We start from the raw sequence: 12116 nt of genomic DNA on the forward strand, positions 1-12116 counted from the left end.
ACCGATTATGACAACGGCGGAAGGGGCAAGCTTAGTAAAGCCCTCGGTGCGGCGGACATTATCCGCGAACAGGCTGAACAGCACGGCATTGCGCGGGTAACGGATGTCTGGCTGGAAGTCGGCGCACTGGCGGATGTTGAGGAGAGTGCACTGCATTTCTGTTTTGATATCGCCTGCCGTGATACCGTGGCGCAGGGCTGCACACTGCATATTGATGTTATCCCGGCACAGGCATGGTGCTGGGATTGCAGCCGTGAGGCCGAAATCATGCAGCACGCCGGATGCTGTCCGCACTGCGGCAGTGAACGGCTGCGCATCAGTGAAGGTGATGATTTGCGGGTAAAAAGCCTGGAAGGTGAGTGAGTTTTACGCCGCCGCCGTATTCAGCAGCCAGCGGGCGAATTGCTGCATGGCCGGGGTTTCCGTACGGGACTGTAACCGCGTCAGCCAGTAGCCGCCGAGGGTGATTTCTGCGGCAAACGGCTGTACCAGTGCGCCTGACTGTAACAGGCGGCTGAACATACATACCGGTGCGATCGCTACCCCGGCACCCAGTTGTGCCGCCTCGGCCATGGCCAGTGAGGTATCGAACACCATTACCGGCTGTGACGGGGAAGGCGGTGTGCCGCCCGCACAATCCAGCCAGCGGCTCCATTCATCCCGGCGGAATGAGCGCAGCAGGGTAAAGCGGTGAACATCATCCGGCTGCTGTAACTGTTCTGCAATGGCCGGTGAGCACAGCGGAGCGTGTGGTGCACTGAAAATCAGTTCCGCATCTGACTCATGCCACGCGCCGTTACCGAAACGGATCGTATAATCATGCCCTTCCGCCGCCGGGTCCACATGATTGTTATGGGTGGAGATATGCAGATCAATATGCGGATGGCTGTCATAGAATCCGGCCAGACGCGGCAGCAGCCAGCCTGCGGCAAATGTTCCCACCGCACCGACTTTCACCCGCTCACGGAACTGCCCGTGAGAAAAACACTCCAGAGTATCCGCAATCCGGTCAAACGCCTCATTGAGCACCGGCAGTAATCCCTCACCTTCATGGGTCAGCACCAGCCCGCGCGAGACGCGGGTAAACAGCACACAGCCGAGTTGTTCTTCCAGCGCCCTGACCTGCTGGCTGACGGCGGCATGGGTGACATTCAGCTCAATCGCCGCGCGGGTAAAACTGAGATGACGGACGGCGGCCTCAAAGGCGCGCAGCGGGTTAAGGGGGAGATAACGTCTGACCATAATCCACCTGTAAGTTTTTCTTTAGGCTCTTGTTATAAATAACCGTTTGTTCTGTCCGGTGAATCTGACGATACTTGCCGCCGTTACTCACACACGGAAGGTTAATTCTGATGAAAAAATCGTTATCTGCAACACTGATTTCCGCTCTGCTGGCGTTTTCCGCCCCGGGGTTTTCTGCCGCTGATAATGTCGCGGCGGTGGTGGACAGCACCATTAAACCGCTGATGGCACAGCAGGATATTCCCGGGATGGCGGTTGCCGTCTCCGTAAAGGGTAAGCCCTATTATTTCAATTATGGTTTTGCCGATATTCAGGCAAAACAGCCGGTCACTGAAAATACACTATTTGAGCTCGGATCTGTAAGTAAAACTTTCACAGGTGTGCTGGGTGCGGTTTCTGTGGCGAAAAAAGAGATGGCGCTGAATGATCCGGCGGCAAAATACCAGCCGGAGCTGGCTCTGCCGCAGTGGAAGGGGATCACATTGCTGGATCTGGCTACCTATACCGCAGGCGGACTGCCGTTACAGGTGCCGGATGCGGTAAAAAGCCGTGCGGATCTGCTGAATTTCTATCAGCAGTGGCAGCCGTCCCGGAAACCGGGCGATATGCGTCTGTATGCAAACAGCAGTATCGGCCTGTTTGGTGCTCTGACCGCAAACGCGGCGGGGATGCCGTATGAGCAGTTGCTGACTGCACGGATCCTGGCACCGCTGGGGTTATCTCACACCTTTATTACTGTGCCGGAAAGTGCGCAAAGCCAGTATGCGTACGGTTATAAAAACAAAAAACCGGTCCGCGTGTCGCCGGGACAGCTTGATGCGGAATCTTACGGCGTGAAATCCGCCTCAAAAGATATGCTGCGCTGGGCGGAAATGAATATGGAGCCGTCACGGGCCGGTAATGCGGATCTGGAAATGGCAATGTATCTCGCCCAGACCCGCTACTATAAAACCGCCGCGATTAACCAGGGGCTGGGCTGGGAAATGTATGACTGGCCGCAGCAGAAAGATATGATCATTAACGGTGTGACCAACGAGGTCGCATTGCAGCCGCATCCGGTAACAGACAACCAGGTTCAGCCGTATAACCGTGCTTCCTGGGTGCATAAAACGGGCGCAACAACTGGTTTCGGCGCCTATGTCGCCTTTATTCCGGAAAAACAGGTGGCGATTGTGATTCTGGCGAATAAAAACTACCCGAATACCGAAAGAGTCAAAGCTGCACAGGCTATTTTGAGTGCACTGGAATAATTTTTTTCCTGAACAGGCCCCTGCGGATACGCCGGGGCCGTAATTTAAGATTATTCCTTATGCAATAATTTGCTTTATGGGCTGTTTTATGGAGGATGAGAGTATCGGGCACTGACAGCTTCCGGCTGAACCGGATTTCACTGTGTGCTGCGGCAAACTGATGTCAGTCTCAACACACAGAGGAAAATGTTGTCATGGACGTTCTGCGTTTTATCCTCCGCTTACCTTTTATTTTGCTGCGTCTGGCGGCTCGCAGTCTTGTTTATCTCTTTACTCTGCTGGGTTTTCTGCTGCGCCCGTTCACCGGACGGATCCGCTGGGCGGTGCCGGGCTGGGTGACCTTTGCCGGTAATCAGCTTGCCCGGCTGGAGCGGGGGGGCAACCGCTATCCGAAAACCATATCTGCCTTATTATTACTGACTGCTGCGGTGGCAGCGGGCAGTTATTACACCTGGCACTGGTATCAGAACAAACCGAAGCCGGTGGATGTTGCGCCGCTGGTGGTGCAGGATATTTCCGCGTCTGTGCAGCGCCCTTCGGCGGTTAATTATAACCGTGATGATAATTCAGCGCAGATTGTGGTGGTGACATTCTCCCGCTCTGCCGCACCGGTAACGCTGATCGGTAAACCGGTCACCGCCGGTATTACCCTGACCCCCGCAATGGAAGGTGAGTGGCAGTGGCGTAATGACCGTAAGCTGGTATTCACGGCGAAAAAAACCTTCCCGATGGGGAAAACCTACACCGTCGATATGGATGCCAAAACACTGCTGGCTCCGCAGGTGGCGTTAACAGAGAAACAAAAAACCTTTACCACCCCTGAGTTTTATTATCGCGGCGGCCGGGCGGAGTTCTATCAGGATCCGCAAGATCCGATGAAAAAACACGCCATTATCGGCCTGACCTTCAATGCCCCCGCTGATGTCAAAAATCTGGAATCGCGTCTGTCTATGACCCGTGACGGCAAGCCGGTGCCGTATACCGTCACTGTAATGAACTGTTGTCATTTATGCTGACGCCCGTGCCGGGAGGCATTGATGTCCCAACCCAGCAGCTCGGCGAACAAAGCTGTAATTTATTATTTAGCCTGATTGCCGGTGAGAAAGGTTTACAAAATATCACCGTGGGTACACAAATATCGTTAGCCGACTCACTGGTATAAAAACTGGGGCATAACAATGCCCCAGTGCATTTTAGAATGCGTAATTCACACCGATACCTGCATAATGGAGTCTGTCGCTTTCACCTTCATTTCTATTGGTAGCGATCCCATGACACAAGAGACTACTCTGCCGCAAATTAACTGGGGGAATGTTGACTAAATGTTGCTTGCTTTTGTTGTTTCGGATATCAGGGTTGATTACCTGAATAGCGTTTCGACAATTTTGTCGCTGCCCGGCTCAACAAAGGTTCCAATACTAACGCCAGCAACATTTTTAGCGGACGTCGGGCCACGGACTTCACCGCCCACCCTGCTACCCCAGCCGGGCCATAGCGCAGCGCAGTCAGTAGCACCAGCTTACCTGCTATTTTAATGCCCGGCTTAACCCTTTGCCCGGCACGTTGCCAGCGATTATTCATTTCTAACCTCACAATTGGCGGAAGCGGCTGCGTAATGTAAAAGTATCAGACGTTACATAACGCTCCATCTCACGCAAACGCTTTTCACTTGCAGCCAGTTCACGATCGACAGCATCCAATAGCTCACCGCTTGATGGCTGCTGTTCTCCGGAAACCACGTTGTCTGGCATCGGATCCAACACAAACGTCAGTACGATGTAGGCGACAAAGGTGAAAAAGGCCAGACCAAAAAAGATGGACAGCACCACCAGGATCCGCACCAGTTTCACAGGAACATCGAGATAATGCGCAATACCCGCGCAAACCCCTTTCACCATGCCCTGCTGCGGTATACGCCACAGTTTTTTATTCAGATTAACGCCCCCCATTAGCGGTCCCTCCAGTTTGGATGTTCAGCATCAAGGATGTCTTCCAGCGCTTGAATGCGCTCACGCATCCGCTGTGCGTCCTGGTTAAGTTCTACCAGACGCTGTTGTTCACTTTGCGCCAGCTCGCCGCGACTGGAACGATTGCTGTAATGCAGCCAGAGCCAAATCGGTAAGACGAACAGCACAAAGATGGTTAACGGGATGGCCAGAAATAGCGCGCTCATGAGTACTCCTTACAGGTGATGAGCGGCGGCGCGTTCGGGCACCGCCAGATATTATTATTGCTTGTCTTGCTGCATTTTGGCTTTCAATTGCGCCAACTGCTCGCTGATTTCATCATCTGCTTTCAGGTCAGCAAATTGCTGATCCAAAGACTTCTGCTTACCGAAGTTATGGCTTTCAGCTTCAGCTTCCATTTGATCGATACGACGCTCAAAAGATTCAAAGCGAGCCATCGCTTCATCCAGTTTGCCGCTGTCCAGTTGACGACGAACATCACGGGAAGAACTCGCCGCCTGATGGCGCAACATCAATGCCTGCTGACGAGCACGGGTTTCACTGAGTTTGTTTTCCAGTTCACCGATCTCTTTTTTCATACGCGCCAGCGTATCGTCAACCAGCGTCACCTCATGCTCCAGGGAGGCAATCAGGTCAGTCAGTTTCTGCTTTTCGATTAACGCAGAACGCGCCAAATCTTCTTTTTCTTTACGCAGCGCCAGCTCTGCTTTTTCCTGCCACTCTGCCTGTTGGGCGCTGGCCTGTTCAATACGACGCGATAACTGTTTCTTTTCTGCCAGCGCGCGTGCGGAGTTGGAGCGCACCTCAACCAGCGTGTCTTCCATTTCCTGGATCATCAACCGCACCAGCTTCTGCGGATCTTCAGCCTTTTCCAGCAACGCATTAATGTTGGCGTTCACGATGTCGGCAAAACGAGAAAAAATACCCATAATGTAATCCTCACTTACTGTTCTGATATCGGGCAATGCCCTGCTGCTGTTCTAATGCACTTCGCATGCCAACTTTTTAATTCATTGAAATATTTGAAAATAACTAATTTTACCTGTCGGGATAAATAGGGTAAATTGGTGAATAACACTAACAAATGGTGAATTTCATCATGGCAGGATACAAAGATAATCTGCTGGGCGAAGCGAACAGCTTTATTGAAGTGCTGGAGCAGGTTTCTCGTCTCGCGCCGCTGGATAAACCTGTGCTGGTCATTGGGGAACGAGGAACAGGGAAAGAGCTTATCGCCAACCGCCTGCACTACCTCTCAACCCGTTGGCAAGGCCCGTTTATTTCACTTAACTGCGCCGCGCTCAACGAAAATTTACTTGATTCCGAACTCTTTGGGCACGAAGCGGGCGCCTTTACCGGCGCGCAGAAACGTCACCCAGGTCGGTTCGAGCGCGCCGATGGCGGCACACTGTTTCTTGATGAACTGGCAACCGCCCCGATGCTGGTACAGGAAAAACTGCTGCGCGTTATTGAGTACGGAGAGCTGGAACGCGTAGGCGGTAGCCAACCTCTGCAGGTCAATGTAAGACTGGTTTGCGCAACCAACGCCGACCTGCCACGCATGGTGAGTGAAGGCACGTTCCGCGCCGACCTGCTGGATCGTCTGGCCTTTGACGTGGTGCAACTTCCCCCGTTACGCGAACGTCAAAGCGATATCATGTTAATGGCTGAACATTTTGCCATTCAGATGTGCCGTGAGATCGGGTTACCGTTGTTTCCTGGGTTCACCGATGAGGCCAAAGAAACGCTCCTCCACTACCGTTGGCCGGGCAATATTCGTGAACTGAAAAACGTCGTGGAGCGTTCGGTATACCGACACGGGACCAGCGATTACCCACTGAATGAGATTGTGATTGACCCGTTCAGGCGTCACGCCGCACCGCCGCTGGCGCAAGAAACCAGACATACATCAGTAACCCTACCGCTGGATCTGCGTGAATTCCAACAGCAGCAGGAGAAGGAATTTTTGCAAACCAGCTTACAGCAGGCGAAATTTAATCAGAAAAAAGCCGCTGAATTATTAGGTCTGACCGACCATCAACTCCGCGCATTACTGAAGAAACACCAAATTTAGCGTGCAGGGGCAGACGTTGGACGCGAGAGTTAAAACAGTTTACCATGTTGCAATCACTGTATAAAAAAACAGGTTAATCATGATGACTCTGGCGTTAGTTGGCGAAAAAATTGACAGAAACAGGTTCACCGGTGAAAAAGTTGAAAATAGCACATTTTTCAACTGTGATTTTTCGGGTGCCGACCTTAGCGGCACTGAATTTATTGGCTGCCAGTTTTATGATCGAGAAAGTCAGAAAGGATGTAATTTTAGTCGCGCTAACCTGAAAGATGCCATTTTCAAAAGTTGTGATCTCTCCATGGCTGATTTCAGGAATATCAATGCGCTGGGAATCGAAATTCGCCACTGCCGGGCACAAGGGTCAGATTTTCGCGGCGCAAGTTTTATGAATATGATCACCACCCGCACCTGGTTTTGTAGCGCCTATATCACCAATACCAACTTAAGCTACGCCAACTTTTCAAAAGTCGTACTGGAAAAGTGCGAGCTGTGGGAAAACCGCTGGATGGGTACTCAGGTGCTGGGCGCAACGTTCAGTGGATCAGACCTCTCTGGCGGCGAGTTTTCATCCTTCGACTGGCGAGCAGCAAACGTTACGCACTGTGATTTGACCAATTCGGAACTGGGCGATTTAGATATCCGCGGGGTTGATTTGCAAGGCGTCAAACTGGACAGCTACCAGGCATCGTTGCTCCTGGAACGTCTTGGTATCGCTGTCATGGGTTAATGTTCAGGGAGCGGTATATGCCGCCCCCTGCCCTTATACAATATTGTCCGGGCTGGCTTTCCCCCTCAGACGTTTCGACTTCGGGGGCATAAACGTCAGAGGGTTCCGGTCCCCCCGTCAGAACACCATACCTGACCGGATGTATAGCTGTTCTCTTCAGCCGCTAAAGTGACATACAGCGGAGCAATTTCTACCGGTTGGCCAGGGCGACCAAGCGGCGCATTTGCACCAAATTTCTCAATTTTTTCCTGTGGTTGGCCGCCGCAGCACTGCAATACCGTCCAGTACGGCCCAGGCGCGACAGCATTTACACGGATCCCTTTAGGGGCCAGTTGCTTCGCCAGCGATTTAGTAAATGCCACTATCGCCGCCTTGGTCTGAGCATAATCAAGCAGGATCTCACTCGGCTCATAAGCCTGTACCGATGAGGTGTTAATAATCACGCTGTCTCGGGAGAAATGGGGAATAGCCGCCTTGGTGATCCAAAACATGGCGTAGACATTGGTCTTGAATGTCGCATCAAATTCTTCTGTGGTGAGGTCTTCGATCGATTCACAAAATTGCTGACGGCCTGCGTTATTCACCAGGATATCCAACCCTCCCAGCGCGTCTACCGCCTGTTTTACCAGATGGTTACAAAAAGTTTCGTCACGAATATCGCCGGGAATCGCCGCAACTTTTCTCCCAGCTTTTTTTATCAACTCAACAACCTCACGAGCATCGTCCTCTTCTTCAGGTAAATAATTAATCGCGACATCGGCGCCTTCGCGGGCATAGGCAATGGCAACAGCACGCCCAATACCTGAATCACCACCGGTAATTAATACCTTGCGACCATTTAACCTGCCGCTTCCCTGATAGCTTTGTTCGCCATGATCGGGGCGCGGTTGCATTTTTCCGGCGAGCCCCGGAAAAGGTTGTTTTTGATGTGGAAAAGGCGGCTGCGGAAAACGCTCTGAATTAGTTTTATTGGTGGTCTGTTTTCCTTTATTTAGGTCAGTCATTCAATCACCTCTCGTGAGTCATCATTCATCGCAAAGACTAATAAGCGTAGAACAAAATGAATGACATGGTCTTTATAATTTACCTACCACTTAATTTTCTCCTAATATTAACCTGGCTCTCACGACGATAACTTCACATAGCATTGAAATATTTCCTAGGATAAGTCCTGGTTTATTTATTTGTTCTTCCAGGCTGACACTTCTTCAATCAATACCGCCAGGCTAAAACGTACCGCCTTTTCAATGACGTCCTGGCAATCCCCGGAAAAACACTCACGTTTTGTTATTATCTGTCCGCGGAAATTCCACGCAAACCACACGGTTCCTGCGGGAGTACCATCCTCCCCACCCTCCGGCCCTGCATATCCGCTGATGGCTATACTGATATCGGTTTCGGCTTGCTGACGTATTCCTACAGACATCTCACTGACCGTTTGCTCACTAACGGCGCTATATTTCTTCAGCGTACTGGCCCGCACGTCGAGCATTTTCTGCTTGGCGCGATCGCTAAAGGTTATAACGCCGATATCATAAAATTCTGCGGTATCCGCCTGTGCGCAAAGCGCCGCGGCCAGCTTTCCTCCTGTACAGGATTCTGCGGTGGTCAACGTTAAATCGCTATCAATGAGCGTGTTTGCAAGCCGTTTTGTCAGTTCATTGACTGTTTTTGCGTCATTGTACTCCGTATTCATTACCGCCTCGCTAATTCTCTTCAGGAATGACAGAAATATGTCCGTTGCGTTCCAGAATGGCATACTTGATTTTACTTGATTCGGTAATCCCCTGATTTTGTCGCGCAGCGACTAATATATCTTCAAGAGAGACATCCACTTTCTTCATTTTATCTAATAAAGGGATCCCGTGATCAAGCAGGATAACCGGGGAACCATCCAGCACGGATTCGGCCCCACCCACCTTTTTTTTAATGAAACCGAACAGAATATCAATAGTAACCAGAGTGACAATCGTGATCATGGCGCCGGTTATCGAAAAATCATTACCCAACAAGGCTTGTTGAGTTGCTTCACTGATAATCAGTAATAAAATCAGATCGAAGCTGGTCATTTGTAATAATGCCCGGCGACCTGCTATTTTGAAAACCACCAGCAAAATAAGGTAAATGGCGGATGCCCGGAAGACCATCTCCATACTCACCTCCTAGGGATAAATAAATTGTCTGAAGCGGATTTCAGGTTCGCCATTTAGCTGGAGAAAACTCTTTACGCTTCCTGGCTTCACGGGCGTAACCCGCAGCCAGATAGTAAAGTTCTGCATTGCTTCAGAATCATTGTAGACGAGGTAAAGATCGTTCCCCTTGCTGTACATGCTGTCTGGCTGCGGCCAAATATTTTCCATTTCATAAAATTTGTTGAAATCGCCGCCAATGCGCAACGTCTTGTTCACAGAATCATACTTTTGTGCAGAGATTTTAAATTTAAATTCCGTTTGCAAGCGCCCAAACCTTTCGTACTGTAACCCTGTTGTCTTTAAGGTGTTTTTTCTCGTCACCTCACTTAAATATCCGCCGGAAAACGCTCCCACCGAAGCAAGAAAAACAATGCAGAGCAAACAGATAAAACCAATCTTGTGAAAGCCAGATTCAAAATTCAGAAAACGCAGGCTCTCTTTTACTCCTTGAGGGTATAGGAAGTATAAACCACCTTTTTGCTCCTCATCCGAAGTATCTTACCTGAAATTCCCTCACTCGTTTACCGCTCAAGCCCCAATTTTAACTGCCGGTCCAGCCTAAACCGCTCTAATAAGGTTCGATTTGGCGGTAAAATCTCTAGCCTGATAGCTCGAGAGATACAAACTGCCCCACCGCCCCGTTTAAAAGTTGGCAGTGTTGAGCAGTGTTGGATTTGGGGTCGTCAGTCAAAGAGACGACTCTGTGATGGATCGAACAGGCTGGGAGTCAGTGGCGGCGCTCGTTCTGGTGGCAGCTCACGCTGCTTGGCGGCATTCGCCTTGGCTGTTTTCTGTTTCAGATGCTTGAGAATCTGCTCAATGACCTTCGGATCTTCGATGCTGGCAATCACTTTGACGTGACCGCCGCAGTGTTCGCAGACTTCAATATCAATATTGAAGACTCGCTTGAGGCGTTGCATCCAGGTCATGGCGCGGTGGCGCTCTGCAGGACTCTTGTCACGCCAGTTAGTATCGAGACCTTCCGATTTGTCGGGCTTCTTGCCCCGCTTGGCGGGTGTTACTTGAACTCGGTGTTTGCTGTTCGGTGCAAAGACGCCGTGGAAGCGTGTGAGGTTGACTCGCGGCTTAGGTACCAACGCAGCGAGTTTGGCGATGAAGTCCAGCGGCTCGAAGATCACATGGGTGGTGCCATTGCGGTACGGAGTTTTGAGCTCGTAACGCACCTGCCCATTGGCGGTTAATGCCAGACGTTTTTCTGAAACCGCTGGCCGACTAATGTAGCGACACAAGCGCTCAAGCTTATCCCGCTGATGCGCTTCGGCCATCACACCGGCGTGTAGCGAGAAACCAGCATGGTTGGCTACTCGACTGCTTGAGTCGGCTTTATCCTCACGCCCTGGCAAGGTTTGCAGGGTGAAGACTTTGCGCCCTTGCTGGGGGCCGACGGCAATGCGATACGTAACCGAAGCACCATGTAATTGAGTCAGCGTATCGTCTTCGCCCTCTTCCAGTGTCAACCACGTATTCTCGGCATCACGCTCCAAAATCCCACGCTTTTCCATGCAGCGAGCGATGCGATGGCTGAGGGTGTGAGCGAGCGTATTCAGCTCATCGTAAGTGGGTGCCTTGACACGATGGAAGCGTTGCTTGCCATAGTCATCTTCGGCATAGACACCATCGAGAAACAGCATGTGGTAGTGGACATTGAGATTTAGCGCGGAGCCAAAGCGTTGGATAAGAGTCACTGAGCCAGTTTGTGCAGAGGCTTTGGTGTAACCGGCTTTTTTGATCAGATGAGTTGAGAGTGTACGATAGACGATACTCAAGACCTGGCCCATCAGCTGGGGATGGCGAGCCAGCAAAAAGCGTAGCTGGAAAGGAAAGCTGAGCACCCACTGGCGAATGGGCTCCTTGGGGAAGACTTCGTCTATCAGCAGCGCCGCACTCTCGGCCATCCGGCGGGCACCGCAGCTAGGGCAAAAGCCGCGTCGTTTACAGCTGAAGGCGACCAGACGCTCGTGATGACAATCCTCGCAGCGAACCCGCATGAAACCATACTCCAGACGGCCACATTGGAGGAGGTCGTTGAATTCTTGTTGGATGTAGCGAGGCAGGTGTTGACCTTGGGCTTCGAGTGAGGCTTTGAAGGCTGGGTAGTGCTGCTCAACCAGCTGGTAGAGCAGCGTCTGGTCGGGTTGGTGGCGTTCGTAACCGTTTGTTTGAGTGGGCGATTGACTCGCCGTGGCGTTCCTTGCCAGCGACATGGGTATCCTCCGCTGATACTGTGGTTATGTACAGTATCAGCGGCTTGCGTTCAGACGTCCAGTCTGGCCCTAGACATCGCTAAATGCTTAACCCGCAATAGCCCTCACGAGTTGTTATCAGCCACTACCGGTTGAGCGAGAAGGTTTTGGGTTCAGGGTGCTATTGCTCCACCAATCACAATACTGAAGCCCCAACTGTTATCAGTTGGGGCTTTTTCTTGTCTGTTTGCGGCGGTTGCGTTTTATCGGTAGTCGTCGAGCTCTGCACCATCCCACATAAGAGCTTAACGGTGCGATCTTCAACGCCATCACACAAAACTTTCTTTTTCACGCACAGTCAACTTATTGGATGTTTTATTAACAACCCAAAAGGAGATATTTAGCGGGCGGCCGGAAGGTGAATGCTAGGCATGATCTAACCCTCGGTCTCTGGCGTCGC

At 51.3% G+C, this 12116-nt stretch carries 15 protein-coding genes and 1 pseudogene; 6 read left to right on the forward strand and 10 right to left on the reverse strand.

All coding sequences use genetic code 11. The annotated features are described in order from the left end of the window. Positions 1-363: hydrogenase maturation nickel metallochaperone HypA (gene hypA, locus ACOTYN_RS24755; protein ID WP_421634783.1), on the forward strand; the 363-nt coding region annotated here is incomplete at its 5' end. A 3-nt stretch (positions 364-366) separates the two neighbouring features. Here hypA and ampR read toward each other — a convergent pair. After that, on the reverse strand, positions 367-1242 hold the full coding sequence (ampR, locus tag ACOTYN_RS24760; protein ID WP_259408566.1) for a LysR family transcriptional regulator AmpR: 876 nt from the start codon (positions 1240-1242) through the stop codon (positions 367-369). A gap of 110 nt (positions 1243-1352) precedes the next feature. On the opposite strand from ampR, the gene ACOTYN_RS24765 reads away from it, so the two are divergent. From ACOTYN_RS24765 to ACOTYN_RS24775, 3 genes and pseudogenes are all read left to right on the forward strand, one after another. Further along, positions 1353-2492: an extended-spectrum class C beta-lactamase DHA-1 gene (locus ACOTYN_RS24765; RefSeq protein WP_004236386.1), complete on the forward strand. Its 1140-nt coding sequence runs from the start codon at positions 1353-1355 to the stop codon at positions 2490-2492. A gap of 194 nt (positions 2493-2686) precedes the next feature. Beyond that, a complete protein-coding gene (locus tag ACOTYN_RS24770; protein WP_013214003.1) occupies positions 2687-3508 on the forward strand; it encodes a hypothetical protein in 822 nt (273 codons plus the stop codon). Beyond that, positions 3466-3654 (forward strand): annotated as a pseudogene (locus tag ACOTYN_RS24775) (LacI family transcriptional regulator); the annotation flags it as partial. The gene ACOTYN_RS24770 and the pseudogene ACOTYN_RS24775, both read left to right, overlap by 43 nt. A 188-nt stretch (positions 3655-3842) precedes the next feature. Here the strand turns inward: ACOTYN_RS24775 and pspD are convergent. The 4 genes from pspD to pspA are packed head-to-tail and all read right to left on the reverse strand — an operon-like array spanning position 3843 to position 5388. Then, positions 3843-4073 (reverse strand): phage shock protein PspD, encoded by a 231-nt coding sequence (gene pspD / locus ACOTYN_RS24780; RefSeq protein WP_004193241.1) that lies wholly within the window; start codon positions 4071-4073, stop codon positions 3843-3845. Positions 4074-4081: 8 nt separating this feature from the next. Next, positions 4082-4441 carry an envelope stress response membrane protein PspC gene (pspC, locus tag ACOTYN_RS24785; protein WP_004193243.1) on the reverse strand — a complete coding sequence of 120 codons (360 nt, stop codon included), beginning with the start codon at positions 4439-4441 and terminating at the stop codon, positions 4082-4084. Beyond that, a complete protein-coding gene (pspB, locus tag ACOTYN_RS24790; protein ID WP_004193245.1) occupies positions 4441-4665 on the reverse strand; it encodes an envelope stress response membrane protein PspB in 225 nt (74 codons plus the stop codon). The genes pspC and pspB overlap by 1 nt, the downstream gene beginning before the upstream one ends. A gap of 54 nt (positions 4666-4719) precedes the next feature. Continuing rightward, positions 4720-5388 (reverse strand): phage shock protein PspA, encoded by a 669-nt coding sequence (pspA, locus tag ACOTYN_RS24795; RefSeq protein ID WP_003020532.1) that lies wholly within the window; start codon positions 5386-5388, stop codon positions 4720-4722. 155 nt (positions 5389-5543) lie between these two features. Between pspA and pspF the strand changes: the two genes are divergently transcribed. Together pspF and ACOTYN_RS24805 are read left to right on the forward strand one after the other, a co-directional pair. After that, positions 5544-6533 (forward strand): phage shock protein operon transcriptional activator, encoded by a 990-nt coding sequence (gene pspF / locus ACOTYN_RS24800; protein WP_421634784.1) that lies wholly within the window; start codon positions 5544-5546, stop codon positions 6531-6533. 82 nt (positions 6534-6615) lie between these two features. Beyond that, the gene (locus ACOTYN_RS24805; protein ID WP_017900990.1) at positions 6616-7260 is read left to right on the forward strand and encodes a quinolone resistance pentapeptide repeat protein QnrB4; all 645 of its coding nucleotides are present in this window, start codon (positions 6616-6618) and stop codon (positions 7258-7260) included. 95 nt (positions 7261-7355) lie between these two features. Here ACOTYN_RS24805 and ACOTYN_RS24810 read toward each other — a convergent pair whose 3' ends face one another. From ACOTYN_RS24810 to ACOTYN_RS24830, 5 genes are all read right to left on the reverse strand, one after another. Next, complete coding sequence (locus ACOTYN_RS24810; RefSeq protein WP_004193260.1) at positions 7356-8264, reverse strand: SDR family oxidoreductase; 909 nt, start codon at positions 8262-8264, stop codon at positions 7356-7358. Between the two features lie 176 nt (positions 8265-8440). Then, complete coding sequence (locus ACOTYN_RS24815; RefSeq protein WP_017900989.1) at positions 8441-8956, reverse strand: 2-oxo-tetronate isomerase; 516 nt, start codon at positions 8954-8956, stop codon at positions 8441-8443. Between the two features lie 10 nt (positions 8957-8966). Beyond that, the gene (locus ACOTYN_RS24820) at positions 8967-9413 is read right to left on the reverse strand and encodes a DUF421 domain-containing protein (RefSeq protein ID WP_004193264.1); all 447 of its coding nucleotides are present in this window, start codon (positions 9411-9413) and stop codon (positions 8967-8969) included. Between the two features lie 9 nt (positions 9414-9422). Further along, on the reverse strand, positions 9423-9716 hold the full coding sequence (locus ACOTYN_RS24825; protein WP_228293789.1) for a hypothetical protein: 294 nt from the start codon (positions 9714-9716) through the stop codon (positions 9423-9425). A gap of 419 nt (positions 9717-10135) precedes the next feature. After that, on the reverse strand, positions 10136-11677 hold the full coding sequence (locus ACOTYN_RS24830; RefSeq protein ID WP_000050481.1) for an IS91-like element ISCR1 family transposase: 1542 nt from the start codon (positions 11675-11677) through the stop codon (positions 10136-10138). Positions 11678-12116 lie beyond the last annotated feature (439 nt).

Origin of the sequence: Enterobacter cloacae complex sp. IR5458 (assembly GCF_049238025.1) — a bacterium.
GTDB lineage: Bacteria > Pseudomonadota > Gammaproteobacteria > Enterobacterales > Enterobacteriaceae > Enterobacter > Enterobacter kobei.